Origin of the sequence: Pseudomonas sp. Sample_22, assembly GCF_004307635.1 — a bacterium.
Classification (GTDB): domain Bacteria; phylum Pseudomonadota; class Gammaproteobacteria; order Pseudomonadales; family Pseudomonadaceae; genus Aquipseudomonas.
On record NZ_RCNY01000049.1, the window covers coordinates 133,750 to 159,535 of the forward strand.

A 25,786-nucleotide genomic window follows, 5' to 3' on the forward strand; every position below is an offset into this window, starting at 1 on the left:
CCGCGTATTTTGCACTAAGCCGGGGCAGGGCGCCGCCATTGCCCCTCCATACGGACACGGATAATGGCCATTTCGATCCCCTTTTGGCCGATCGCACGCTGTGAACGGTCCAGGCTGTCAGCAAGAATCGGTGGCAGGCGGCCGAAGCAGCCGTGTACACAGCTTCCATAACCATAATCTTTTGCTTCCTTTGCTCCAGGCCACGTTCAAGGCCACTGCCGTTACCGATTATAAAAACCAAACGAGCTGACATTGGGGAACTGATCCATGGACATTATGAAACGCATTCTGGGCGCCACTGTTTGTGGGCTGACGTTGCTTGCCAGCGCGGTGCAAGCCGAGCAGCGCGAGCTGCGGGTGTACAACTGGGCGGACTATATCCTGCCGTCCGTGCCCAAGGACTTTGCCGCCAAAACCGGGATCAAAGTGACCTGGGACACCTTCGACACCAACGAGTCGCTGGAAGCCAAACTGCTGACCGGTAACTCCGGATACGACCTGGTGGTGCCGTCGAACCAGTTCATCGAAACCCAGATCAAGGCCGGCGTATTCCAGAAGCTCGACAAGTCCAAACTGCCAAACTGGAAGCACCAGGATCCGGCACTGCTCAAACTGCTCGACAAGAACGATCCCGGCAATCAATACGGCGTGCCATACATGTACGGCACCGTGTTGATCGGATTCAACCCGGCCAAGGTCAAGGCCGCGCTGGGCGAAAATGCCCCGGTAGACAGTTGGGACCTGGTGTTCAAACCCGAGAACATGGAGAAGTTGAAGTCCTGCGGCGTCGCCATGCTCGACTCGCCTTCGGAGATCCTGCCGCTGGCCCTGCATTACCTGGGACTGGACCCGAACAGCCAGAACCCGGATGACTACGAAAAGGCCAAGGCCTTGATGCTGAAGATTCGGCCTTACGTTACCTACTTCAACTCGGCCAAATACATGACCGACATCGCCAACGGTGATATCTGCGTGGCCATTGGTTACTCCGGCAGCTTCTACCAGTTTGGCAATCGCGCCAAAGAAGCCGGCAACGGTGTGGTGGTCGACTGGCGTTTGCCGAAGGAGGGGGCGCCGATCTGGTTCGACACGTTTGCCATTCCAAAAAGCGCGAAAAACGTCGAAGAGGCCCACGAGTTCCTCAACACGCTGCTGGACACGAACGTCATTGCGCCGATCAGCGACTTCCTCGGTTACCCGAATGCCAACAAGGATTCGCTGGCGCTGATCAATAAGGAAATCACCGGCAATCCGAACCTGACACCGACCAGCGAGGCGTTGAAAACCCTGTACGTCGTGCAGCCGCTGCCGCAGAAACTCGAACGGGTACGGACGCGGGTGTGGACGGCGATCAAGTCGGATAAATAAGCCCGGACCACACCTATCCCTGTGGGAGCGAGCCTGCTCCGGGCGGCGACCCGATGATGAGACCTGCCAGTCAACGATAACGTTGAATGACAGCTCGCTCCCATAGGCTGTGACTTCAGCCGCGCTGCGCGACAGGCTGTTCAGGCTGCGACGCGCGCTGGCCCTTGCGATAAGTCAGCAACACAATCCCGGTGACAACGATCACACCACCCACCACTTGCCCGGCACTGAGCATCTGGTCCAACACCACCCAGCCCATCAACAGCGTGGCCAACGGCTCGATGTTCATCACCGGAGCGTTGCGCGGCATGTCCAGGCGCGGCACGCAAATGAACAGCACGATAAATCCGGTGCCGTACAGTACAACCAGTGTCGCCAGCGCCAGCCACCCGGTGCTGGTGGCCGGAAGGTTCAAGCCACCAGGCAGGGCGCCGCTCATACCGGCCAGATTGATACTGCTGAACACGATGAAAATTGTCAGCAGGCTGCGCACCGATCCACGAACCTCGGCCAACTTGTGGTCGGTGATCCACAACGCACAGGCAAACACGCTGGCCGCGCAAAAGGCCAGGGTCACGCCCAGCCACCATTGCGGGCCGACACTGGCGTTGTCCGCGAGGCGACCGGGGACATCCAGCACAAATACCAGGCCCAGCAAAATCAGGCCCATCAGTGCGGCGGTGCGTGCGGTCGGACGCGGGCCTCCCAACGCCCAGGTGAGCAGCGCCAGCAGAATGGGAAAGACATTGGCCACCAACAGTGCCAACGCCACCGGCACCCGTGCGACCGCGGAATACAGGCAAAGGCTTTGGGTGGCGATCAGCAAGCCCAACAGCAATTGCCAACGCCAGGCACCCGCCGGCAGGCGCAGCGTCTGGCGTTGCCAAATGACCAAAGCGGCCAATACCAACAACGTCCCGCCCGAGCGCATCAGAATCGCCAACAACACACCCGCGCCGTCATCGAAGGCAACCCGCGCCGCCACATGGTTGCCCGCAAATGCACAGCCCATGCACAGTAAAATCAGCACGGCGAGATGGCGAGGGAAGGGCGCAGGCGCTTCTTGGCGGAAGGTTGGTTGGGTCATGGCAGTGTCTCGAATTGAGTGCGCTCTCAAAAGAAATGAGGCGCGAATATTTATTATGTTGTCGTACAACCAAAGGGGTTTGTAACGCATTTGGCTTGCATGAACAAGGTTGAAGGCTTTGGAGAAGGGAGTTTAGCGCCTATTGATTGCAAAAAATGAGTCAAGAGATCGTATGACTTGAAATGGATTGTCCTTCCAGTCGATACAGTTCCTGTTGTACAAAATCGGCAAACAGCTTGATCCGGATCGGTGTCAGTACACCAAACGCATGCAGGGAATGGATGGCCAGCGACGGCAACCGATGGCCGGGCATGATCTGCATCAACTCACCGCGATCGAGCTCTTGCTGGACCGTGCATTTCATCAAATACGCAACGCCCAGGTTTCCCAATGCGGCGGCACGCAAGCCGAATCCCGAGTCCAGACCTATTCGGCCACGGGGCACCAACGTTTCACCGTTTTCAAAAATGATGGGCAGGGTTCGACCATTGAGTTGATAGCGCACGAAGGGCAGAGCGCGCAGTTCTTCGAGGGTGTGCGGGGTTCCCCATTCGTCGAGGAACTTCGGTGAGGCCACCAACGCCATGTCGAGTTGGGCGAGGGTACGGCTTTTCAGATCGCTGTCAGACAGGATGCCGGCGCGGAAAATCACGTCATAACCCTCACGAATCACATCGACATGGTGGTCGAGCAACGTCAGGTCCAGTTCCACCTCTGGGTACTCGGCGAGAAACACCGAGCTGATCCTCGGCATCAGCAATCGTCCGAGGTCACTCGGCATGCTGACCCGCAAATGACCGCGCGCACCCCCGGTGTGGCGCAACGCATCGGCGCAGTCATCGATGGCCTGCAACAACGGCGCGACACGCTCGAAAAATGCCTGCCCCTCGGGCGTAAGGCTGAGCATCCGCGTGGAGCGGCGAAACAGCTTGGCATTCAGTTCGGATTCCAGTCGGGCGATGCTTTTGGAAATGGCCGACGGCGTGGTCCCGGCGTTGCGTGCGGCAGCACTGAAAGAACCGGCTTCCACCGCGCGGACAAAGGCAATCAGGCTGGCCGACTGGTTCAACAAGCTGGGCATCTTGTGACTCCGAAGCACAACTGATGTGCCTTTTTCTGGACTGGTTGGCGCTGGGGCGAGCGACATAATACTGCGCTCCTTCAACAATCGGAGTCAGTAGATGCAACGTCTTCAAGGAAAGGTCGCAGTGATCACCGGCGGCAACAGCGGCATAGGCCTGGCGTCGGCGTGCCTGTTCGCCAAAGAGGGCGCGCAGGTGATTATCACCGCACGTCGCCAAGAAGTGCTGGACGAAGCCGTGCGCCACATCGGTCACGGCGCCTTTGGCATCAAGGGCGATGTCGCCAGCCTCGAGCACCATGCCGAGGTCGCCGAGCAAGTCCGGGTGCGCTTCGGTGCGCTGGATATCTACATGGCCAACGCCGGGGTCATCACCCTGACGCCATCGCAGCAGGTCACTCCAGCGGAGTTCGACGCGCAATTCAATATCAACACCCGAGGCGTGTTCTTTGGTGTGCAGTCGATCGTGCCGCTGATGCGCGACGCTGGCAGCATCATCCTGACCAGTTCCCTGGCGGCTACGAAAGTGCTCGAAGGGCATGCGGTGTATGCCGGTTCCAAAGCAGCTATCGGCGCTTTTGCGCGCAGCTGGGCGCTGGAGCTGCGGGCGCGGCGCATACGCGTCAATGTGCTCAGCCCGGGGCCGGTCGATACTGCGATCATCGGCAAGCTGGGCGTTTCAGAAGAAGCCCGCCCCGGCTTCGAGCAAATGATGGCGGCCATGATTCCCGCCGGTCGACTGGGGGAGGCCGACGAGCTCGCACAAGCGGCGCTGTACCTGGCCTGCAGCGACAGTTCGTTCGTCAACGGCATCCAATTGCATGTCGACGGCGGCATGTCGCTGGTCTGATAACCGCCTCAGAACGTGCAAACCGCATCGGTAAACACCACCCGGCCGAACTGCGCGTTGGCGTCCAGCGGGGTGATGGCCAACAGTTGATCCAAGCGGATTTCCTGTTGGCCGTCAGCCGTTTCAAGCTCGAGGAATTCTTCCTTGTCGGCGGACGTTCGCGTAGTCAGCGCCTTCGCTTCCAGGCGGGCGCCATCCTTCAACTCGATGTCCAGTCGGTAACCGCGCATGCAGGCGATTTCCAGATAGTCGTACAGGTCGCAGTTCATGGGCTGGTAGGTGTTCATTTCGTTACTCCTGGCAACCTTGCAGTTTGAGGATGAAGTAACCCTGCTTGCCGATCGCCGCTGCCACTTCGGGATGGGTCGGTTCGACGTGACAGAACTGGCAGCGGTCCTGGGCGATATCTTCGTCCTGTATGCCCTGTTCATCAAGGAAGCGGCGGGCATAGGTTTTCGCCAGTTCGGCGTCGTTACGCTCGATCAGCACATCGAAGTGCAGGTAGCGGCCATCTTTGGTGCGCACGTGGGTATCGAATACGTTCACGCTCATTATTTGCTCTCCTTGAGTTTCCAGGTGCCGGGCAACGACAGGTCACCCGAGGCAATGTCATAGACGCTGCTGACGCACAGCAATGGGTTGTGCAGGTCGGCATTGACTTTCAGTGCAGCGGTGACGCCGTCGTAGTTGAAACTTTCGGGGAAGCCGACTGCCGCCAACGGCACATGGATTTTCGCGGCGTTTTTCTCGACGCTCAGGTCGTAGCCGGGGGAGTCGATGTAGATCGGAGCGCCGGGCCAGGTGGCCGGTAACTTCGGTTTGGCATCCTTGGGAATGTCGCGGACTTTCAAACCGCCAGGCCCGCAGCTTTCGTCTTTGCTCAGCACCACCCAGTGCGAGTGCCAGAGGCCGCCGTCGTTGTCCTTCTTGCCGTCCTTGTTTTCGTCCAGCTGCGGGGTGTCATCGAAATCCGGGTGAGAGGTCAGCGCCAGGGCCAGGATCCCGGACTTCGCTTCAAAGCCGACAACGGAACTGTCGAGGCTGGTAGGCCAGACATAACTGAACACCTCGGCCCCGGCAAACGAACCCTTGGCGGTTGGCACGCGACTGCCGGCCTGGCCATCGACTAATTGTTCGAACACCAGATTGCTGCCTTCCTTGAAAACCCGGGTATTGACCAGATCGAACGCGGCATCGGCTTTGCCTTTGTCGCTTTGGATGCCTTGTTTGTCATGGGCCACAGCCTGTGTCGCCAGCAGCGTGCCAAGGGTGAGTGCCAGAGCGGTTTTCATGTATGCCTCCGTTTGGAAGTAGATTAGGTTTCGGATCGACACCACAAATCCTACGGCAAGCCGATATTTTGTCAATAAGGTTTTTATCCGATACTATTTATCAACGCTTTTGATCAGGAATTTCCTCGTGCTTTTTGATTTGCTGGAAAGGTTGTCGAGCCTGACTCGGGTCTGGTTTCGTGAGCACCCGCTGCTGACGGACCTGCAGCCGATCCAGCTCAGCGCCTTGATGTACCTCGGCCGATGCAATCGTTACTCCGACACGCCGCTGGCGGTGACCGAATATCTGGGACTGACCAAAGGCACGGTGTCGCAATCGCTCAAGGCTCTGGAAGGCAAAGGACTGCTGACCAAACAGCCAGATGCCCGGGACAAACGCAGCGTGCACCTGAAACTGACGGCTCCGGCACAGGCGTTGCTGGACGCCGTGGTGCCACCGGATTTTCTGGTCAATGCCGCCCAGCGCATGGGTGCGCGGGCAGTGGATCTGGAAGGCTTGCTGCTGGAGCTGTTGCGCAACATCCAGCAAGGTGAAAATGTCCCGAGTTTCGGGCTGTGCCGAACCTGCCGTTTTCATCAGGCAGTGGCGGGTGGAGCGTTTTGCGGACTGACACAGGAACCACTGGAATTCACAGAAGTGGATCTGATTTGCCGCGAGCATCAAATTCGCGATCCGGCATGAGGCGCCATCGTCTGAGATAGACTCAACAGCGACTAGCCGACAATGGAGTGACCCCCATGGCAAGACTGCGATGGACTCGCTGATCACCGCCGCCGCCCAGGCGCTGGCAGCGGGGGATCCGCTGGGCGCGCTGGACCGGGTCGCGTTGCGTGACGATGCACCGGCGCTGGCGTTGCGCGCAATCGCCATGGCGCAACTGGGTGATCTGGTACGGGCCAAAGCACTGGTGCGCCGGGCAATACGGGCGTTCGGGCCAAAGGAAGCGCTGGCTCGGGCGCGTTGCATCGTCGCCGAAGCCGAGATCGCATTGGCCTCGCGGGACCTCGGCTGGCCAGTGAAGGCCCTCGATGCGGCGCGGGTCACGCTGCAAGCTCACGGTGACAGGGTGAACGCGGCCCATGCGCGCTACCTGCACATCCGCCGCCTGTTGCTGATCGGCCAATTGGATGACGCCCAGGACAACCTCGCGCAACTTGACCCTTCGACATTGCCACCCGCTTTGCACGCCACCCATGAGCTCGTGGCGGCGGGCATCGCCATGCGTCACTTGCGCTCACAAGCTGCGCGTGCGGCGTTGGCCCGGGCCAAGTTCGCCGCGCAGCAATCCGGCATTCCCGCGTTGATAGCAGAAGTCGACAGCGCGCTGCGCTTGCTCGACAGTCCCGCCGCACACTTGATCAGTAATGGTCAGGCGCGACCCTTGTTGCTCGATGACGTCGAAGCATTGCTGGCCTCGACATCGCTGGTGGTCGATGCCTGCCGGTTCGTCGTGCGCGGTGCGGGCATGTCGGTGTCCCTGTCGAAGCGTCCGGTGCTGTTCAACCTCGTACGGACATTGGCCGAAGCCTGGCCGGAAGATGTTGCGCGGGAAACGCTCATCGCCCGGGCCTTTCGCCTGAAGCTCAGCGATGAATCCCATCGCGCCCGGCTAAGGGTCGAAATCGGCCGCTTGCGTGCAGCGCTCAAACCCTTGGCCAACGTGGTCGCCACCAAGCGCGGGTTTGCATTGATCACCCAGGTTTCACCTGACGTGGTGCTGCTCACGCCACCGGTCGAAGAAAAACACGCAGCGGTGTTTGCACTGCTCGCCGACGGCGAAGCGTGGTCGAGTTCAGCACTTGCCCTGGCGCTGGGCAACAGCCAGCGCAGCGTGCAACGAGTTCTCGAAACACTGGCAGCACAGGGCAAGGTTCAGTCGTTCGGGCATGGGCGCGGGCGGCGCTGGATGACGCCACCGGTGCCCGGTTTCGCGACGACCTTGTTACTCCCGGTTCCGCTGGCCGGTGGCTAGGATGAACGCCACCAAACCCTTTCGAGGAACACCGAAATGAAACAGTCAGCCGCAGAAATCATTCGTGAATACGGACCTTTTGAAGGTGTAGACGATGTACATGGCGTGACCTGGGATGGTCAGCAGGTGTGGTTTGCCACTACCGGTAAACTCATCGCACTCGACCCTTCGAGCGGCGCAACGGTGCGTTCGCTGGATGTCGCCGCCCACGCCGGCACCGCATTCGATGGCAAGCACTTGTTCCAGATCGCCGAAGACCGCATCCAGAAAATCGACCCGCAAACCGGTCGCGTGCTCTCCACCATCCCGGCCCCCGGTGGTGGCAACGACTCCGGGATGACCTGGGCGGAAGGCTCGCTGTGGGTGGGGCAATACCGCGAGCGCAAAATCCACCAGATCGATCCCGAGAGCGGCAAGATCCTGCGCACCCTCGAATCCAACCGCTTTGTCACGGGTGTGACCTTCGTTGAAGACGCGCTGTGGCATGGCACATGGGAAGCCGAAGAAAGCGAACTGCGGCACATCGACACGAACACGGGCGAAGTGCTTGAGAGCCTGAAGATGCCGGAGGGCGTAGGCGTGTCCGGTCTTGAGTACGACGGCAGTGAACGGTTTTTCTGCGGTGGCGGCAGCAGCGGGCGGGTGAGGGCGGTTCGTCGTCCTTGATGAAATCCCGGCGTTAAATTGTTTGTGGATGTCGGTCCGCTGACTCATACGAATCCAGCGTTGCGGTGACGATCGACATCCACTGCGCCAACTCTCTGCTTTTGAATCAGCCCAGCACCTCGCAAATCCCACCGTCTTCAGACCTTTCCTACGTCCCGCGCTTTCTTCCCGCAAAGACGTTTCTCGCTGACGCCTCGGAAGCCTCCGGTTTTAGCCCTGCGGCTCATCCGTTAACGTTTTTGAACTGTGTTCTAAAAGGGGACAGATTTAATTTCTCTCCTTTGCTACGCTGAAAACCTCCATGGAGGAGAAGTGAAAAATGCCCAGAATGGGACGCCTCGTATTACCCAACTATCCGCACCACGTGGTGCAACGCGGTCATAACCGCCAAGTGGTATTTGCCGTCGCCGAGGATTATCAACGCTATCTGACGGATTTACGTGAACTCAAAGATGCATGGGGCGTAAAGGTCTACGCCTACTGTTTGATGACCAACCATGTTCATCTGTTGCTGGCTCCGGGTGACTCTGCTGCTGGGCTGGGGCAGTTGATGAAGGTTTTGGCAGCGCGTGCGACGCGCTATCGCAATCGACTGGAAGGGCGTTCAGGCACTCTGTGGGAGAGTCGGTACAAATCCAGTGTGGTGCAGTCAGATTCCTACCTGCTTGCTTGTTGTCGTTACATTGAATTAAATCCAGTACGTGCTCGCATGGTGGCCGATGCGGCGGATTACCCATGGTCCAGCTATGGAGCCCGAATCAGTGACAGGCCTGATGAGCATTGGCTGGATTTCGACCCATGCTTTACGGCTTTGGGTGACACGGCGATGGAGCGGCGCCTTCAATATGAGCGGTTCATGCAGCAAGCTACTTCCGATGAGGAGACCAGATTGATTCGGGACGCCTTGCAGCGTGGTCAACTGACGGGGACAAGCCGTTTTGTGGACGAGGTGGAGCGGATTGTGGGGCAGCGGGTAGAGCAGCGTGGGCGAGGCCGACCAAGGAGCGGGCTAGGGAAATAAATCTGTCCCCTTTTTTTCTTTTTTCCTTTATGTGGACTAGAACGCGGTCATAACCGCCAGGTGGTATTTGCCGTCGCCGAGGATTATCAGCGCTACCTGACGGATTTACGTGAACTCAAAGATGCATGGGGCGTAAAGGTCTACGCCTACTGTTTGATGACCAACCATGTTCATCTGTTGCTGGCTCCGGGTGACTCTGCTGCTGGGCTGGGGCAGTTGATGAAGGTTTTGGCAGCGCGTGCGACGCGCTATCGCAATCGACTGGAAGGGCGTTCAGGCACTCTGTGGGAGAGTCGGTACAAATCCAGTGTGGTGCAGTCAGATTCCTACCTGCTTGCTTGTTGTCGTTACATTGAATTAAATCCAGTACGTGCTCGCATGGTGGCCGATGCGGCGGATTACCCATGGTCCAGCTATGGAGCCCGAATCAGTGACAGGCCTGATGAGCATTGGCTGGATTTCGACCCATGCTTTACGGCTTTGGGTGACACGGCGATGGAGCGGCGCCTTCAATATGAGCGGTTCATGCAGCAAGCTACTTCCGATGAGGAGACCAGATTGATTCGGGACGCCTTGCAGCGTGGTCAACTGACGGGGACAAGCCGTTTTGTGGACGAGGTGGAGCGGATTGTGGGGCAGCGGGTAGAGCAGCGTGGGCGAGGCCGACCAAGGAGCGGACTAGGAAAATAAATCTGTCCCCTTTTTTTTTTGTCCCCTTTTTTTTTTCTGGTCCCCTTTTTTCTGGAACAATTAAAGCCTTTTGTAGGCGATAGTGCAGCTCAGGTCTTTGGAAATATGGTAGGAGCAGGAATTTCAGAAGTAATAGGGGGCGAAGTCCAGTCGCTGGGTGATAAATAATGAAGCCAAAAAAAGTTGGGTTGCATTTGTTCTTGCTGTTGATTGTATATGCCACTGCGTTATTTTATGTCGCAGGGCTATGCGGAAGTCTTATTGGTGCAGCAATAAATTACTACAAAAGTGGTGCTTGGACATTTGACGGGGATGATTTTCTAGTTTCGTTACGGTTTGCTCTTGTCTATGGCGCTTGGGGCGGAGCAGGAGTTTGGGGTTTGTCAAAAATTGAAGACGTTAAGAAAAAAAGAAAAAAATAAAATGAAAGAAGCTCTCACTTAAATTGCCGCATGAGGACCAATGTTTATTTTTTAAGCCTCTTGATCCTTCGCTTTCAAAAAGGGGACAGGGACAGATTTATTTTTTCTCCTTTGCTACGCTGAAAACCTCCATGGAAGGAGAAGTAAAAAGTGCACAGAATGGGACGCCTCGTATTACCCAACTACCCGCACCACGTTGTGCAACGCGGTCATAATCGCCAGGTGGTATTTGCTGTCGCCGAGGATTATCAGCGCTACCTGACGGATTTACGTGAACTCAAAGATGCATGGGGCGTAAAGGTCTACGCCTACTGTTTGATGACCAACCATGTTCATCTGTTGCTGGCTCCGGGTGACTCTGCTGCTGGCTGGGGCAGTTGATGAAGGTCTTGGCAGCGCGTGCGACGCGCTATCGCAATCGCCTTGCGATAGCCATTTTCTGACTTCCCAAATCCCCCCATCTTCAGCCGCTTCCTGCAATCCTCCATGTCCTCATTGAAAACCCTCGGATTTCTGTGATTGCCTGATCAACCCCAACAAAATTTCTTCCGATGAACCCTCCCACTTGCTCGCAGTTATCAACTGGCGTAAACAATGCACGCACCGCGCAGGCGCAACTGTGCGGTTTGTGCTGCGGAGCAGGAGTGATAGACATCAAGGCGCTAAATCACATGTACGACCACACGACGAAGCGAGGCGGGCGTTGGTAGAGCGACGTCAGTTCAGCGGTGCGATGAAGGGCAAGAACCTTCGCTACCTCAATGAACAGGAAGGCCATTCAATTCGCGCCCGGGCAGGTTTTTTGCTGCTGGAGCATTTTTCGTTGCCGGCGTTTACCCAGGCACTCGATACGATTGTCACTGCAAACCTGCTGCGGCCAGAGCTGTTTTCCACCAAGACTTTCGGTTTGCGCGAAGGTGAAGTGATCAGCGATTTGGGGTTGGTGATCCGCCCGGATGCGCGCCTCGATCATGGGCAGATTATGCAGCTCGATCTGTTGGTGATTTGTGGCGGGTATCGAACGGCGCTCCAGGCTGACGACGTGCTGGTCAGTCTTTTGCAAGGGGCCGCCGAAGCAGGCGTGAAGCTGGCAGGGATCTGGAATGGCGCCTGGTTTGTCGGTCGAGCCGGTTTGCTGGACGGTTATCGCTGCGCGATCCACCCGGAGCATCGTCCCGCGCTGGCGGAAATCGCCAAACTCACCCAGGTCACCAGTGAAGCGTATGTGGTGGACCGCGATCGTCTGACGGCGTCCAGTCCCAACGGTGCGTTCTACATGGCGCTGGAATGGATCAGAGGTTTGCACGACAAGGCGCTGACCGACGGTATTGAAGACATACTGGCATTTGAAGCGTCGCGCTATCGACGCATCAAACCCAGCCTCAATGTCTCTGTCAGCGGCCCGTTGCGCGAGGTGGTCAACCTGATGGATGCCAACCTGGAAGAGCCTTTGGAGATGGAGACGCTTTGTCTGTATGCCGGTCGTTCCCGACGGCAGATCGAGCGACTGTTCAAAGAGCAGTTGGGTACGACACCGCAGCGCTATTACATGGACTTGCGCATCACTGAGGCACGCCGGTTGCTGCAGCACACGACGTTGACCATCGTCGAAGTCTCCGTCGCCTGTGGCTTCGTTTCACCGAGCCACTTCAGCAAATGCTACAGCGCCTATTTCGGCTATCGACCGTCCAAGGAAACCCGGTTGGTGAAGTAACGGCTCGATGAATGATCGGCAATCACAGCGAGCCGATCATTTCGCCCCGAACAGCATCGTCCAGTAGACCCCTTCATCGCTGCGTGCGTCCGTCGCAAAGCCCGCACCCACTTGAGTGAACATCGGGTTCATCAGGTTGGCGCAATGCCCGGGGCTGGCGAGCCATCCGGCCATTGCCTTGTTCGCCGAGCCTTGGCCGGCTGCAATGTTTTCGCCGATCTGCCGATCACGGTAGCCGGCGGCGCGCGCCCGGTCGGCAGGGGTGTCGCCATCGGGGTCGCGGTGGGCGAAGTAGTTACCGTAGGCCATCGCTTTACTGTGTCCTTGCGCGGCAGCCCCGAGACTTGCATCCCAGGATAACGGACGGGCCGCGGCGAAACGCTGGCGACCGCACAGCCGTGGTTTGGCCCGGGCGGCATTCACTTGCGCCAGCAAAGCTTTGCTGACGGCTCGCGGATCGGCCATTTGACTGTCGAGAACGGGACGGGCCAATACCACTTGCCACTCACCCCGACTGCGGCTCACACCGATGTCAGCGTACTGGCTATCGAGCAGTGCGGCGCAGTGATCATCCTGCAGCAGTTCAAAGGCCTCTTCGGCATCCTGCGCACCCACCACGCGGATGGAGCGCACGGCGACAGCCTGGTAACCGGATGCCTTCAATCGATCGCGTAAACCGCCACCGTAACCCACCGGCAATGCCAGGTTTGACTTCAAGGCCAGCGGCGACAAGCGCTGGGCCGGTCGCCGCGAGCAGTCTCGCGGATGGGCACGGTAATCGTTGATGGCTTCCACCAGTTGTCGCTCCGCGCCGGCGTGGGCGGGAGGGGCGATCAAGGGCAGTAAAGTAACCAGACACAGCGAAGTGAAGCGCAAGGCGGAGGCGGTTTGGCGCATGGTGCGGACAGCTCTGAAGAGATGACAACGATAGGGAGGTGGGTTGAACGCCGATCTAAGACTGGGCTTGCGAAACAAGGTTCAAGGGACCGCTGCGCTTATTGGCTGCTGAAGCTTTCTGTCCGACGGACGCACTCGATGTTGGCGTTTGTTGCTATAACCCATCCCCCAGCGCCTTGAAGTACTCAGGGCTGTCGCTGATCGAATTGTGCCCCGTCCCCTTGATGATCTGCATCAATGCCACGCCCTTGGCGAAGTGGCTGTACAGCCGTTGCGTGCTGGAATTTGGAATCACTTCGTCATGTTCGGCGGCAATCAGCCGCGTCGGCACTGCGATGTGTGATGCGTAGCGCCAGGATTCGAATTTGTCCTGCAACAGCCACCGCACCGGGAACCATCGGAACTGACGGGCGGCGAGCTCTTCGAGGCTGTTGTAAGGCGTGACCAGCAGCAGGCGGGTGGCCGGTCGAGAACTGGCCAATCGCACCGCGACCCCTGACCCCAGGCTGCGGCCGACCACGATGATGTGCGGATGATCGGCATAGACCTTGTCGAACAAGGTCATGGCGTCGCGGGCAATGGCCTCCTCGGAGGGCGATCCACTGCTGCCGCCGTAGCCTCGGTAATGCATGAAGTACAGTGCATGGTCCGGGAAGGCCTCGGCGAAGCCGGGCAGGCTGCGGGAAACGTCTTCGGCATTGCCACCGAAATAAATCAGCGCCTTGGGGCCGTCGTGCGAACGCACCGAAACCAGCACCTGCGCGTCATCGACGGGCAGCGTGAGCAATGCTTGCGCTGAACCAGCGGCGCGGGGTTGCGGGTAGTAGATCAGCGAGCGCTGAAACACATACAGCGCCGCGCAAAGCGACAGGTACGCTGCGGCAAGGATGACAACGAGTAACACCAGGGTTCGGGACATTCGACTAACGTTAGTGGGCGGCATTGACGGCTCCGGATTGCTGTCAGAGTGTAGCTGGCGGAAAAGGAGGGCAGCGATGCCCATCGGTCTCAAGTGGCTCAATGTGTTGCCTTCGGAAAGAGCGGCCCTGGCCCTGGGTTTTGCTTTTCATTTTTGCGTGCTCGCCAGCTATTACCTGGTGCGACCGTTGCGCGATGCGCTTGGGCTGGAGGGTGGCGCCGATCAATTGCAGTGGCTGTTCACCGCCACGTTTGCGGTGATGCTGCTGATGGTGCCGGTGTTCGGCGCGCTGGCGTCGCGTCTGCCGGCCACGCGCTTCGTGCCGCTGATCTACCGCGTCATTGCCGCCTCGATGCTGGTGTTCGGCCTGCTGATCGCCAACCAGGTCGCGCCGGTGACGGTCGGGCGGGTGTTTTTTGTCTGGATCAGTATCTACAACCTGTTCATCGTCTCGATTTTCTGGAGTGTGCTGGTCGACCGCTTCTCCAGCGAGCAGGGCCGGCGACTGTTCGGTTGCATCGCCGCCGGTGGCACCCTCGGCACGTTTATCGGGCCGCTGCTCGCGGCGACCATGGCCACCCGGCTTGGCCCGGTGGCATTGACCGTTGCGGCGGCACTGTTGCTGGAGATCGCCGTGCATTGCTATCGAGGGCTGCTGGCGCGCACGCAGTCGCAATCGGGCAAGCCGTTACTCGACGAACGGCGCCTGGGTGGCAGCATGCTCGCTGGCATCACGCTGATCCTGCGGTCCCCGTACCTGTTGGGGCTGGTGCTGTTCATGCTGCTGCACACCAGCGCGGCGACGCTGTTGTATTTCGAGCAGGGACGGATTGTCGCTGGCAGCTACGCTGATACAGGCAGCCGGACGCAATTCTTCGCCATTGTCGATTTGATCGTGTCGGCACTGACCCTGACGTTGCAACTGCTGCTGACCGCGCCCTTGATTCGCCTGGTGGGGATCGGCGGTGCATTGTTGGCAATGCCGTTGGCGACCATCGTGGCCTTTGCCGCCATGGCACTGGCGCCGGTGCCGGCCACCGTGGCACTGGCCCAAGGCTTGCGCCGCGCTGTGGAATTCGCCCTCGTGCGGCCGGCGCGGGAAGTGTTGTGGACAGTGGTCAGCCGCGAAGAGAAGTACAAGGCCAAGAATGTCATCGAGACCCTGGTCTATCGCGGCGGCGATGCCGCCAGTGGCTGGTTGTCCGCCGGTTTGACGGCGTTGGGCGCAGGATTTGGCCTGGTGGCGCTGGTCATCGTGCCATTTGCCGGGATGTGGGGCGGGTTATGTCTGTGGCTGGCTCGGCGCCAGGCGCAACAAGTCGAAACCTGATTGGCGGGCGAGGGACGATTTATGAGCCATCCTGTGGGGTACACCCGTAGAAAAATTCTTACGCTGGCTGCCGGTGTTTCGGCGGTCTTCACGTTCGGTCCGACCGGCGCACAAACCCCGCCGTCGACGGGAACAGGAGGCAAGAACATGCAGACCCGCGTCATTCCTTCCAGCCAAGAGGCATTGCCCATTGTCGGCCTGGGCACCTATCGCGGTTTTGACGTGTCCCCGGACGATGCCGCCTACAAGCAACTGCCCGCGGTGCTTCGCGCATTGTTCGAGAAGGGCGGGACGGTGATCGACAGCTCGCCGATGTACGGCCGTGCCGAACAGACCACCGGTGAACTGTTGTCCATCCACGAGCCCCGCTCACCAGCGTTTCTGGCAACCAAGGTATGGACCCGGGGCCGCGAAGAGGGCATCGCGCAGATGGAGCAGTCGTTCAAGTTGTTGCAGACCGATCGCATCGACCTGATGCAGATCCACAACCTGCTGGACTGGCAAACCCATCTGCCAACGTTGCGGCAATGGAAGGAAGAGGGGCGCATACGTTACATCGGCATCACCCATTACACCGCATCGGCCTATGAAGAAGTGGAAGCGGTGCTCAAGGCCGAGCCGCTGGATTTCTTGCAGATCAACTATGCGCTGGATGATCGCGGTGTCGAAAAACGCATCCTGCCGCTGTGTCGCGAGCGCGGTGTAGCGGTGATTTGCAACCGGCCGTTCGGCGGCGGTGGCTTGTTGGGGCGACTCAAGGACAAACCGCTACCGGGCTGGGCGGCTCAAGTCGGGGTCAAGAGCTGGCCACAACTGGCGCTCAAGTTTTTGTTGTCGCATTCGGCGGTGACCTGCGTCATTCCCGGCACCGGTAACCCGCGCTACATGGCTGAAAACGCCGGTGCCGGTTTCGGGCCGATGCTCACCGATGCGCAACGGCATCAATTGATCGCCATGGTGGATTGACGAGGGCTCGCTCGATCAGCAGCAGGCACGTTCCTGACTACACTGAGTGAAGCATTCGGATTTAACCTCCCTTGAACACGACGGCTCGCCTGCGGGCCGTAAGGCCGTGCCTATGCAAGACAACCGCGAACAGCTGCGTACACGCGTGCTCGATCCTGTCGATCGGGTCACGGAAGTGATTTTTGGCTTGCTGATGGCCATGACTTTCACAGGCACTATCAGTGTTGCGACCGCCAATCAGGAAGAGGAGCGCACCATGATGATTGCCGCGCTCGGCTGCAACCTGGCCTGGGGGTTGGCGGACGCGGTGATGTATCTGTTGCGCACGGTGATCGAACGCACGCGCAACCGCACACTGTTTGCCGGTTTGCGCGCGGGCGCGGACGCAAGCGCCGGCCAGGCGCTGATTGCCGAAGCGTTGCCACCGCGTATCGCCACGGCGGCTGGCACCGAAGGCCTGGAAGTGTTGCGCCAACGCCTGGTCGCATCGCCGGCCACGCCGAATTATCCAGTCCTGAGGCTGGAGGATTTCAAGGGGGCGCTGGGTGTTTTCCTGTTGGTGGTGCTCGCGACGTTTCCGCTGGTGGTGCCGTTCCTGCTGCTTGAGCAAACGGGGCTGGCGGTACGTTTGTCCAACCTGATCGGGCTGGTAGTGCTGTTCGTGGCTGGCTGGTTGCTGGCGCGATACGCCGGAGCCAAACCCTGGCAGGGCGCGGTGGCGATGGCGGTTGTCGGTGCAGCGCTGATCACGGCAATCATCGCGCTGGGTGGCTGAGCGTGGGCTTGCAGCCTGTCATCATTCGTCTCCTATACTCAGTCGCGTTGACTGGCTCGACAGCCATGCACGAATGCTGTTGCGCGTGCTCTGACAGCATCCCTGAAACTCACTTTAAGGAGATCGATCATGACCATTCGCATTGGCGATGAAGCACCGGATTTCACCGCCGACACCACCGAAGGCCCTATCAATTTTCACCAGTGGATTGGTGATGGCTGGGCCATTCTGTTTTCCCATCCCAAGGATTTCACACCGGTCTGCACCACTGAACTGGGCTATCTGGCCAAGCTCAAGCCCGAGTTCGACAAGCGCAACACCAAGATCCTCGGCCTGAGCATCGACCCGGTCAGTGATCACAACAAGTGGGTCGGTGACATTGAAGAAACCCAGGGCAACGCCGTCAATTATCCGTTGATCGGCGACGAAAACCTGGTGGTGGCCAAGCTCTATGACATGATCCATCCGAACGCCAGCGGCGGTTCGCGCACCGCTGTGGACAACGCCACCGTGCGCTCGGTGTTCCTGGTCGGGCCGGACAAGAAGGTCAAGGCCATGCTGATCTACCCGATGAGTGCCGGGCGTAACTTCGATGAAGTGCTGCGCCTGCTCGACTCGCTGCAACTCAATGCCAAGCACACCGTGGCTACGCCGGTGAACTGGCGTCCGGGTGAGGACGTGATCATTCCGACGTCGGTGTCCGATGAGGACGCGAAGAAGAAGTATCCGGATGGGTTCAAGACTTTGAAGCCTTATCTGCGCACCGTGGCGCAGCCCAAGTAATCAGCGGCAGTGACACCGCCAACGCGAGCAGGCTTGCTCCCACATTCGATCACCTGTGGGAGCGAGCCTGCTCGCGATAGGGCCGGTCCTGCCGGCCTGTCAAACCAGATACTTGCGAAACCACTCCAGCGTCCGATCCCACGCCAGTTTCGCCGCCGCTTCGTCATAACGCGGTGTGGAGTCGTTGTGGAAACCGTGATTGGCGCCCGGGTAGATATACGCTTCATACGTCTTGCCGTTGGCCTTCAGTGCCTGCTCATAAGCCGGCCAGCCTTCATTGATTCGCGTATCCAGTTCGCCAAAGTGCAGCATCACCGGCGCCTTGATCCGGGGCACATCCTTGGCATCGGGTTGGCGGCCATAAAACGAAACGGCGGCGCCCAGTTCCGGGTAAGCCACCGCCGCCGCATTGGTCACGCCACCGCCGTAACAGAACCCGGTGATGCCGACTTTGCCGTTGCCGGCTTCATGTTTCATCATCCATTCCACGGCCGCGAAAAAGTCATTCATGAGCTTTTTCGGGTCGACCGTTTCCTGTAGCGCGCGACCCTTGTCGTCATTACCCGGATAGCCCCCCACCGAACTCAGGCCATCCGGAGCGAGGGCGATGAAACCGGCCTTGGCCACACGCCGGGCGACGTCTTCAATGTACGGGTTGAGCCCACGGTTTTCATGCACGACCACTACACCCGCGACCTTGCCGGTGGCTTTGGCCGGGCGCACCAGATAACCACGTACCTGCCCGTGACCCTTGGGCGACGGGTAGGTGATGTATTCAGCGATGATGTCCGGGTCGGTGAACTCGACTTGCTCGGCGAGCGCGTAATTCGGGCTCAGGGACGCGAGCAGCGCACTGGCAGTCAAACCACCAAGCGTGAACAACGCGGCGCGGTCGAGAAATTCGCGGCGGTTGATCAGGCCATGGGCGTAAAAGTCGTAGAGTTCCAGCAACTGCGGGGCAAAGTCTTTCGCGGTGAGGCGGGTCATCGGTGTGCTTCCTCTTCGGCGGGTTGGACACTACCCCCGTAGGAGCGAGCCTGCTCGCGATGGCGGTGTATCGGGCAAATGGATGTCGGATGTGCCGCCGTCATCGCGGGCAAGCCCGCTCCCACAGGGATCTGCGGGGGTTGTTAAATGTGCATCGCGATCACTTCAAACACTGCGCCCCGGCTTTCGCCACTTGCGCATCCTGCTCGGCCTTGACGCCCGACACGCCCACCGCGCCGATCACCTGGCCGTCGACGATGACTGGCACGCCGCCCTCCAGCGATGTCAGCAGTGGTGCCGATAGAAAAGCCGTGCGGCCGCCGTTGACCATCTCTTCATAGCCCTTCGATTCCCGCCGACCCAGCGCCGAAGTGCGGGCCTTTTCCGTGGCGATGTAGGCGCTGATGGGCGAAGCGCCGTCGAGGCGTTCCAGGGCCAGAGGATGACCGCCGTCATCGACCACCACGATGGTTACCGGCCACTGGTTGGCCTGGGCTTCGGTCCGCGCCGCCGTCAGGATCTGGCTGACTTCGGCCTGGCTCAGGATGGCTTTGCTGTTCATGGGCAATCTCCGGGGCGTTATTGGGACAGGGCGGCTTCGACCAGTTCGATCCAGTGCCGGACCGGTGTACGGCCCGCGCCATCGAGGTGCGACTGGCAGCCGATATTGGCCGTGGCGATGACTTCGGGGTAGCCGCTTTCCAGGGCATTCATCTTGTTGTCGCGCAGTTGTCGGGCCAGTTCCGGCTGGGTCAGCGAATAGGTGCCCGCCGAGCCACAGCATAGATGACCGTCGGGCACGGTCGTCAGATTGAAGCCCAGGCGCATCAACACCGACTCCACTGCGCCACCAAGTTTCTGCGCGTGCTGCAACGTGCAAGGGCAATGAAACGCCACGCGTCGGGCGTTATGAATGCCGAGTTGTTCCAGTGGCTCGTTACGCAGTACTTCGACCAGGTCCTTGGCCAGAGCACTGACGGTTTTGGCCTTGTCGGCGTAGGCCGGGTCGCGTTCGAGCAAATGCCCGTAGTCCTTGATAAATGCACCGCATCCACTGGCCGTTTGCACGATGGCTTCGGCGCCGCTTTCAATGCTGGGCCACCAGGCGTCGATGTTGTGCCTAGCACGATCCAGTCCGGTCGCCTGGGCGTCGAGATGATAATCCACGGCACCGCAACAACCGGCCTCGCGAGCCGGCATGACACTGATGCCCAACCGATCGAGCACCCGCGCAGCGGCGACGTTGGTATTGGGTGACAGCCCCGGTTGTACGCAACCTTCGAGCATCAACACCTGCCTGGCGTGGCGGGTGGTGGGGCGTTTTTTGGTTGCCGGTGAACTGCGCGGCAATTTGCTTTGCAATGTGCCAGGCAGCAGCGCACGGAACATCTGGCCGCTGTTGACCAGGCCCTTGAACAGGTCCGCATGCGGCACCAGCGTGCGCAGCCCTTCGCGTAACAGGCGCTGACCAATCGGGCGCGGCACTGCCGCATCGACCACCGCCCGGCCGATGTCCAGCAGGTTGTGATAGTCGACGCCGGACGGGCAGGTGGTTTCGCAGTTACGGCACGACAGGCAACGGTCCAGATGTTGCTGGGTTTTCTGCGTGACCTCGTTGCCCTCGAGCACTTGCTTGATCAGGTAAATGCGCCCGCGCGGGCCATCCAGTTCATCGCCGAGCAACTGATAGGTCGGGCAGGTGGCATTGCAGAAGCCGCAGTGCACACAGGTGCGCAGGATGCTGTCGGCTTCTTCGGCGCGGGGCAGTTGGCGAGCATTTTCACTCAGGGTGGTCTGCATGGTTCAAAGCTCCGCGTACAGACGTCCGGGGTTGAAAATGCCCCGGGGATCGAGTTGCTGCTTGAGGTTGCGGTGATAGCGCATCAGCCCGTCGGGCAGTGGCTGGAACGGAGTGTCGGTGAGGCCGTGGCTGTAGCAGGTCACGTGGCCGCCGACTTCCTCGACGACCTGGCGAATGAATGCTGCCTGGGCGTCGGACTTGAGCCAGCGCTGGGCGCCGCCCCAGTCGATGAGCTGCTTGCCGGGCAGCGACAGGCGCGGCGTGTTGTTGGGCAAGGACAGCCGCCACAACGGTTGGTCCTCGTCGAAGAAACTCAAGCGCTGTTCATTGAGATCCGCCCAGTACGCCGCCTCAAGCAGCTCACCGCCCAAACGGTCATGGGCCGCCGCCACCGAGCCTTCACCGCCCTCGAGCCGCAGCTGCAAGCGTTCGCCGTCGTGACACGCGGCACTTATTGGCAATGGTTGCTGGCCCCATTCTGCCAGGCGCAACAGCGCGCGCTCAGCGCTCATTTCAAGACTGATGCTCAAGGCTTGGCGGGGTTTGGGCAAAACCTTGAGCGAGACTTCAGTGATCAAGCCCAGGGTTCCGTAGCTACCGGCCATCAGCCGCGACAGGTCGTAGCCGGCGACGTTCTTCATCACTTCGCCACCGAAACGCAAATGCTTTCCCTGGCCGGTGATCACCCGTGTGCCGAGGACGAAATCGCGTACCGAGCCGGACCAGGGCCGACGCGGCCCCGACAACCCGCAGGCAATCATGCCGCCAACGGTGGCGCCATCGCCAAAGGCTGGCGGTTCACAGGGCAGCATCTGCTGGGCGGCGTCCAGCACTTGCTTGAGTTCGGCCAATGGCGTACCGCAGCGCACGGTGATCACCAGTTCAGTCGGGTCGTAACTGACGATGCCGCGATGTGATCGGGTGTCGAGTATTTCGCCGGCCGTCATGCGCCCGAGAAACGCTTTGCTGTTGGCGCCCTGGATGCGCAACGGCGTGGCGTTTTCCAATGCCTCGTTGACCTGCTCCAGCAGCAGCGCGCTGTCGTCCAAATCGGCTTTTGCGTACATCAGAAACGCTCCAGGTCAGGGAACGGCAGTTTTCCGGCATGCACGTGCATTGCGCCAAATTCGGCGCAGCGGTGCAGGGTCGGGATGTTCTTGCCGGGGTTGAGCAAGCCACCGGGGTCGAACGCGGCCTTGATCGCGTGAAACAGGGTCAGCTCATCGCTGTTGAACTGTGCGCACATCTGATTGATCTTTTCGCGCCCGACACCGTGTTCACCGGTGATGCTGCCGCCGACCTTCACGCACAGCTCCAGAATCTTGCCGCCCAGGGTTTCGGCACGCTCCAGTTCACCGGGCTGATTGGCATCGAACAGAATCAGCGGGTGCATGTTGCCGTCGCCGGCGTGGAACACATTGGCGACGCGCAAACCATATTCCGCCGACAGCTCGGCAATGGCCTTGAGCACGCCGGGCAATTCGCGGCGCGGGATGGTGCCGTCCATGCAGTAATAATCCGGTGACAGGCGACCCACCGCCGGAAAGGCGTTTTTCCGACCGGCCCAGAACCGCACCCGTTCGGCTTCGTCTTTGGCCAGGCGCACTTCGGTGGCGCCAGCCTGTTCCAACACCTGGCGCACGCGGTCGCAGTCGTCATGCACATCGGCTTCAACGCCGTCGAGTTCGCACAGCAAAATGGCTTCGGCCTCAACCGGATACCCGGCGTGGATGAAGTCTTCAGCGGCGCGGATAGCCAGGTTATCCATCATCTCCAGGCCACCGGGAATGATCCCGGCAGCGATGATATCGCCGACGGCGCGGCCGGCTTTTTCCACGGAATCGAATGCCGCCAGCAGTACCTTGGCGGACTGCGGCTTGGGCAACAACTTGACCGTGACTTCGGTAATGACCCCGAGCATGCCTTCGGAACCGGTGAACAGGGCCAGCAGATCGAGGCCGGGGGAATCAAGGGCGTCGGAACCCAGCGTCAGGTGTTCGCCATCGACGGTGAGAATGTCGACCTTGAGCAGGTTGTGCACGGTCAGCCCGTATTTCAAGCAATGCACGCCACCGGCATTTTCCGCCACATTACCGCCGATGGAACAGGCGATTTGCGAGGAAGGGTCCGGCGCGTAGTACAGGCCAAACGGCGCGGCGGCCTGGGAAATCGCCAGGTTACGCACGCCCGGCTGAACCCGCGCAGTGCGGGCCGCGGCGTCGATATGCAGGATCTGATTGAAGCGCGCCATCACCAGTAGCACGCCTTTTTCCAGCGGCAATGCGCCGCCCGATAAACCGGTCCCGGCACCCCGAGCCACCACTGGCACCCGGCGCTCATGGCACAGGCGCAATATCCCTTGAACCTGTGCGATTTCACGCGGCAGCACCACCAGCATCGGCGTGGTGCGGTAGGCGGAAAGCCCATCGCACTCGTACGGCTTGAGTTCTTCCTGCTGGTGCAGGATTTCCAGGTCGGGCATCTGCGTTTGCAGGGCCTGCAGCAGTGCATTTTTGTCGACGTCGGGCAGGGTGCCGTCAACGCGTTCATCGTAAAGAATGTTCATCGGCGCTCGACACTCGGTTTGTTGTTATGGGATTGCTTGCCTTGGGTTTGTCCCTATCTTTTCGTCCCTGGTAAAGCGCTTTTCATTCAATAAGTTTTGCCCTGAAACGCAGATACGCAAGTACCACCGCAATCCCGGCCCCTGTAGGAGCGAGCCTGCTCGCGATGTACTCCAGAACTGCCCTTCGAAGAAAAAGCCCGGGAGGCGGACCTCCCGGGCAAGGGCTTGAGCTTCAGTGCAGTGAAACCTCGGTCTGTCGGTTCAATTTCCGCCCACCACCATACTGCTGAATGGCGCCACATACGCTTGCAACGTCACCAAACCGCCGACCAGGATCGCCAGAATGATCGAGTGGAAGAACACGTATCGCAGGATTTCCCCTTCGTGGCCGTACCATCGGGTAGCGGTGGAGGCGACCACGATCGACTGCGCATCGACCATCTTGCCCATCACCCCACCGGAACTGTTGGCCGCTGCCATCAACACCGGGCTCAGGCCCAGTTGCTCGGCGGTGACCCGTTGCAAGCCGCCGAACAGCACGTTGGACGCGGTGTCCGAGCCCGTCAGCGCCACGCCGAGCCAGCCGAGCAATGTGCCGAACATCGGATAGAAGATTCCCGTCGCGGCAAAGGCCAGGCCCATGGTGGCATCCAGCCCGGAGTAACGGGTGAGGAAACCCAGGGCAAGCATCGCTGTGATGGTGATCAACGAATAGCGCACCACCCACAGGGTTCGCAGGTATTGGTGGATCAATTGCGGGATGGAATAGCCCATCAGCAATCCACCGACAATCGCTGCCAGCAGGATCCCGCTGCCGGTGGAGGTGAACCAGGTGAATTTGTAGACCGCCTCTTCGACTTTAGGCGCTGGCACCACCGGTGGCACTTTTTCGATTTGCTGGTGGATGGTGGTGAAGGTCAGGACCGGAGCGAATACCGGGTTGGCTTCGCGCATCGGCTTGCCCTGCGGGTCGAGCTTGGCCGAATTGGTGGCCGGATCTATCGCCGGGCGGGTGTCGAACATGTTCTTGAAGCCCTGGGTGCCCCAGGCGAATACGAATACCGTGAGGATGATCCACGGCATCCACGCGCGCATTACAGCCTTTTTCGATTCGCTGGAAAACGCCGCGCTCGGCTCGATTTTCGACTCATATTCGGCGTCGATCTTCGAGTTATCGACTCGGCCGGTGAGGGCGGCGGACGTGTGCACGGTGGCCGGTTTCCAGACTTTCAGGAAACCGGTCAGGCAGGCCATGGAAATCAATGCGGCGATCACGTCCACCAGCATCGGCCCGTGATAGTTGGAAACAAGAAATTGCGGAATGGCAAAACTGACCCCGGTGACCACGATGGCCGGCCAGATTTCCAGCATCTTGCGCCACCCGGCAAAGGCCCAGATCAACCAGAACGGTACGATCACCGAGAAGAACGGCAATTGCCGCCCGACCATCATCGACAGTTCCATTTCATCCAGCCCGGTGACTTTGGCCAGGGTAATGATTGGCGTGCCCAACGCGCCGAATGCCACCGGTGCGGTGTTGGCGATCAGCGCCAGGCCCGAAGCCGCCAGCGGCGAAAAGCCCAGGCCGATCAGAATCGCGCCGGTCACCGCCACCGGCGTACCGAAACCGGCCGCGCCCTCGAAGAAGGCGCCGAAGCAGAAGGCGATCAGCAGCAATTGCAGGCGCCGGTCGTCGGTGATCCGCGCCAGGGAATCCTGCAGCACTTTGAACGAGCCGTTCTCGGTGGTGAGGCGGTGCAGGAAGATGATGTTCAACACGATCCAGCCAATCGGCAGCAAGCCATTGGCCGCGCCGTAGAGTGCAGCAGACCCCGCCATGTCGGCGGGCATGCCGAATGCGAAAATCGCGATCACCAGCGCCGAGGCCAGGGCGAGCAGTGCCGCCAGGTGGGCCTTGACATGGAAAAATGCGAGGGCTGCCAGCATCACCACCACCGGCACGGCGGCCATGACGGTGGAGAGTACCGGGTTATTGAACGGATCGTAGATTTGCTGCCAAACCATGTTCCACCTCTGCTTTTTATTGTTGGATGCGCAGACCCCGGAGGGGCGGTGGCTTGTAGTATAGGTGGCATTTCGCCGCTGTCAGGTTGAGTGTTCAGAGTCGCGAATCAGCGCGATTGCGGGGCTGAGCTAGGATTGGCAGTAAGGTCGAAAATCCTGCGACGGGAGGAAAATTGCAATGACTGAGCGCCATCTGGACCACAAGGAGACGCTGTCGAACGGATGCAGCATTCGCGTCAAAGCCGAGATTTTGAAGGACGGTTCGCTGGGGATGTTCATCGGCGTCTATCGGCCGGACGGCACGCCGATCGACGAAAACCATGACCCGAAACCGCACATGCTGGACATGGAAGCGGCGATGGATTGGGGTATCGATATCGCCAAGGGCATCGGCAACAGTCAGCGAACGTTGTAGGGATTGGTTTTGGAACAGCGGTGACGCCATCGCTGGCAAGCCAGCTCCCACAGGGATTGCTGAGATTTTGTGGGAGCTGGCTTGCCGGCGATGCGTTTCTTAGTGCTTGAACATCACATGCCGAACGACGGTGTAATCCTCGAGCCCATACATCGACA

The 25,786-nt window shown here is 59.7% G+C and carries 27 protein-coding genes and 1 pseudogene; 15 read left to right on the plus strand and 13 right to left on the minus strand.

The features are described from left to right. Nucleotides 1-267: 267 nt before the first annotated feature. A complete protein-coding gene (locus D8U73_RS13100; protein WP_130904707.1) occupies nucleotides 268-1,368 on the plus strand; it encodes a polyamine ABC transporter substrate-binding protein in 1,101 nt (366 codons plus the stop codon). A 115-nt stretch (nucleotides 1,369-1,483) separates the two neighbouring features. Here the strand turns inward: D8U73_RS13100 and D8U73_RS13105 are convergent, their stop codons facing one another. Then, complete coding sequence (locus D8U73_RS13105; RefSeq protein WP_056853398.1) at nucleotides 1,484-2,455, minus strand: DMT family transporter; 972 nt, start codon at nucleotides 2,453-2,455, stop codon at nucleotides 1,484-1,486. Nucleotides 2,456-2,615: 160 nt separating this feature from the next. After that, nucleotides 2,616-3,536, minus strand: coding sequence for a LysR family transcriptional regulator (locus D8U73_RS13110; protein ID WP_130904708.1), 921 nt, complete (start codon nucleotides 3,534-3,536; stop codon nucleotides 2,616-2,618). Nucleotides 3,537-3,636: 100 nt separating this feature from the next. Here D8U73_RS13110 and D8U73_RS13115 point away from each other — a divergent pair, with 100 nt between their 5' ends. Continuing rightward, nucleotides 3,637-4,386 carry an SDR family oxidoreductase gene (locus tag D8U73_RS13115; RefSeq protein ID WP_056853400.1) on the plus strand — a complete coding sequence of 250 codons (750 nt, stop codon included), beginning with the start codon at nucleotides 3,637-3,639 and terminating at the stop codon, nucleotides 4,384-4,386. 8 nt (nucleotides 4,387-4,394) lie between these two features. Here the strand turns inward: D8U73_RS13115 and D8U73_RS13120 are convergent, their stop codons facing one another. Genes D8U73_RS13120 through D8U73_RS13130 form a run of 3 tightly spaced genes read right to left on the minus strand, consistent with a single transcriptional unit; the run spans nucleotide 4,395 to nucleotide 5,678 of the window. Continuing rightward, nucleotides 4,395-4,673 (minus strand): Rho-binding antiterminator, encoded by a 279-nt coding sequence (locus tag D8U73_RS13120; protein ID WP_056853401.1) that lies wholly within the window; start codon nucleotides 4,671-4,673, stop codon nucleotides 4,395-4,397. 4 nt (nucleotides 4,674-4,677) lie between these two features. Then, complete coding sequence (locus D8U73_RS13125) at nucleotides 4,678-4,938, minus strand: DUF2024 family protein (RefSeq protein WP_056853402.1); 261 nt, start codon at nucleotides 4,936-4,938, stop codon at nucleotides 4,678-4,680. Further along, entirely contained in the window at nucleotides 4,938-5,678 is a 741-nt protein-coding gene (locus D8U73_RS13130) for a hypothetical protein (protein WP_056853403.1), read from the minus strand. The genes D8U73_RS13125 and D8U73_RS13130 overlap by 1 nt, the downstream gene beginning before the upstream one ends. A 127-nt stretch (nucleotides 5,679-5,805) precedes the next feature. On the opposite strand from D8U73_RS13130, the gene D8U73_RS13135 reads away from it, so the two are divergent. The 8 genes and pseudogenes from D8U73_RS13135 (at nucleotide 5,806) to D8U73_RS13170 (ending at nucleotide 12,164) form a co-directional block, all read left to right on the plus strand. Beyond that, nucleotides 5,806-6,360, plus strand: a complete 555-nt coding sequence (locus D8U73_RS13135; RefSeq protein WP_056853404.1) for a MarR family transcriptional regulator — start codon at nucleotides 5,806-5,808, stop codon at nucleotides 6,358-6,360. A 70-nt stretch (nucleotides 6,361-6,430) separates the two neighbouring features. Further along, on the plus strand, nucleotides 6,431-7,651 hold the full coding sequence (locus tag D8U73_RS13140) for a helix-turn-helix domain-containing protein (protein WP_130904709.1): 1,221 nt from the start codon (nucleotides 6,431-6,433) through the stop codon (nucleotides 7,649-7,651). 36 nt (nucleotides 7,652-7,687) lie between these two features. Beyond that, complete coding sequence (locus D8U73_RS13145) at nucleotides 7,688-8,317, plus strand: PQQ-binding-like beta-propeller repeat protein (protein ID WP_130904710.1); 630 nt, start codon at nucleotides 7,688-7,690, stop codon at nucleotides 8,315-8,317. A 319-nt stretch (nucleotides 8,318-8,636) separates the two neighbouring features. Then, complete coding sequence (locus tag D8U73_RS13150) at nucleotides 8,637-9,338, plus strand: transposase (protein ID WP_130904711.1); 702 nt, start codon at nucleotides 8,637-8,639, stop codon at nucleotides 9,336-9,338. Then, nucleotides 9,339-10,028, plus strand: coding sequence for a transposase (locus D8U73_RS13155; RefSeq protein WP_130904712.1), 690 nt, complete (start codon nucleotides 9,339-9,341; stop codon nucleotides 10,026-10,028). It begins immediately after the preceding gene. 167 nt (nucleotides 10,029-10,195) lie between these two features. Continuing rightward, nucleotides 10,196-10,450: a hypothetical protein gene (locus D8U73_RS13160; protein WP_130904713.1), complete on the plus strand. Its 255-nt coding sequence runs from the start codon at nucleotides 10,196-10,198 to the stop codon at nucleotides 10,448-10,450. A 150-nt stretch (nucleotides 10,451-10,600) separates the two neighbouring features. Beyond that, nucleotides 10,601-10,875, plus strand: a pseudogene (locus D8U73_RS13165) (transposase); the annotation flags it as partial. Nucleotides 10,876-11,153: 278 nt separating this feature from the next. Beyond that, nucleotides 11,154-12,164 carry a GlxA family transcriptional regulator gene (locus D8U73_RS13170; RefSeq protein ID WP_082557543.1) on the plus strand — a complete coding sequence of 337 codons (1,011 nt, stop codon included), beginning with the start codon at nucleotides 11,154-11,156 and terminating at the stop codon, nucleotides 12,162-12,164. Between the two features lie 36 nt (nucleotides 12,165-12,200). Here the strand turns inward: D8U73_RS13170 and D8U73_RS13175 are convergent, their stop codons facing one another. Then, nucleotides 12,201-13,061, minus strand: a complete 861-nt coding sequence (locus D8U73_RS13175) for a CAP domain-containing protein (RefSeq protein WP_130904714.1) — start codon at nucleotides 13,059-13,061, stop codon at nucleotides 12,201-12,203. Nucleotides 13,062-13,215: 154 nt separating this feature from the next. Continuing rightward, complete coding sequence (locus tag D8U73_RS13180) at nucleotides 13,216-14,004, minus strand: alpha/beta hydrolase (protein WP_130904715.1); 789 nt, start codon at nucleotides 14,002-14,004, stop codon at nucleotides 13,216-13,218. A 52-nt stretch (nucleotides 14,005-14,056) separates the two neighbouring features. On the opposite strand from D8U73_RS13180, the gene D8U73_RS13185 reads away from it, so the two are divergent. The 4 genes from D8U73_RS13185 (at nucleotide 14,057) to D8U73_RS13200 (ending at nucleotide 17,834) form a co-directional block, all read left to right on the plus strand. Then, on the plus strand, nucleotides 14,057-15,310 hold the full coding sequence (locus D8U73_RS13185) for an MFS transporter (protein ID WP_130904716.1): 1,254 nt from the start codon (nucleotides 14,057-14,059) through the stop codon (nucleotides 15,308-15,310). 21 nt (nucleotides 15,311-15,331) lie between these two features. Continuing rightward, a complete protein-coding gene (locus D8U73_RS13190) occupies nucleotides 15,332-16,276 on the plus strand; it encodes an aldo/keto reductase (RefSeq protein ID WP_130904717.1) in 945 nt (314 codons plus the stop codon). A 112-nt stretch (nucleotides 16,277-16,388) separates the two neighbouring features. Then, nucleotides 16,389-17,051: a hypothetical protein gene (locus D8U73_RS13195; protein ID WP_130904718.1), complete on the plus strand. Its 663-nt coding sequence runs from the start codon at nucleotides 16,389-16,391 to the stop codon at nucleotides 17,049-17,051. 129 nt (nucleotides 17,052-17,180) lie between these two features. Further along, nucleotides 17,181-17,834 (plus strand): peroxiredoxin, encoded by a 654-nt coding sequence (locus tag D8U73_RS13200; protein ID WP_056853417.1) that lies wholly within the window; start codon nucleotides 17,181-17,183, stop codon nucleotides 17,832-17,834. Nucleotides 17,835-17,933: 99 nt separating this feature from the next. On the opposite strand, the gene yghX is transcribed toward D8U73_RS13200, so the two are convergent. From yghX to D8U73_RS13230, 6 genes are all read right to left on the minus strand, one after another. Further along, nucleotides 17,934-18,821: a YghX family hydrolase gene (yghX, locus tag D8U73_RS13205; RefSeq protein ID WP_130904719.1), complete on the minus strand. Its 888-nt coding sequence runs from the start codon at nucleotides 18,819-18,821 to the stop codon at nucleotides 17,934-17,936. 160 nt (nucleotides 18,822-18,981) lie between these two features. After that, nucleotides 18,982-19,383: a heme-binding protein gene (locus D8U73_RS13210; RefSeq protein ID WP_130904720.1), complete on the minus strand. Its 402-nt coding sequence runs from the start codon at nucleotides 19,381-19,383 to the stop codon at nucleotides 18,982-18,984. Between the two features lie 17 nt (nucleotides 19,384-19,400). Then, on the minus strand, nucleotides 19,401-20,621 hold the full coding sequence (gene glcF, locus D8U73_RS13215) for a glycolate oxidase subunit GlcF (RefSeq protein WP_130904721.1): 1,221 nt from the start codon (nucleotides 20,619-20,621) through the stop codon (nucleotides 19,401-19,403). A 3-nt stretch (nucleotides 20,622-20,624) separates the two neighbouring features. Beyond that, complete coding sequence (glcE, locus tag D8U73_RS13220; protein ID WP_130904722.1) at nucleotides 20,625-21,689, minus strand: glycolate oxidase subunit GlcE; 1,065 nt, start codon at nucleotides 21,687-21,689, stop codon at nucleotides 20,625-20,627. After that, nucleotides 21,689-23,188 (minus strand): glycolate oxidase subunit GlcD, encoded by a 1,500-nt coding sequence (gene glcD, locus D8U73_RS13225; RefSeq protein ID WP_130904723.1) that lies wholly within the window; start codon nucleotides 23,186-23,188, stop codon nucleotides 21,689-21,691. The genes glcE and glcD overlap by 1 nt, the downstream gene beginning before the upstream one ends. Nucleotides 23,189-23,449: 261 nt before the next feature. Next, the gene (locus D8U73_RS13230) at nucleotides 23,450-25,213 is read right to left on the minus strand and encodes an L-lactate permease (protein ID WP_130904724.1); all 1,764 of its coding nucleotides are present in this window, start codon (nucleotides 25,211-25,213) and stop codon (nucleotides 23,450-23,452) included. Nucleotides 25,214-25,391: 178 nt separating this feature from the next. On the opposite strand from D8U73_RS13230, the gene D8U73_RS13235 reads away from it, so the two are divergent. Next, on the plus strand, nucleotides 25,392-25,628 hold the full coding sequence (locus D8U73_RS13235; protein WP_056853424.1) for a hypothetical protein: 237 nt from the start codon (nucleotides 25,392-25,394) through the stop codon (nucleotides 25,626-25,628). Nucleotides 25,629-25,786 lie beyond the last annotated feature (158 nt).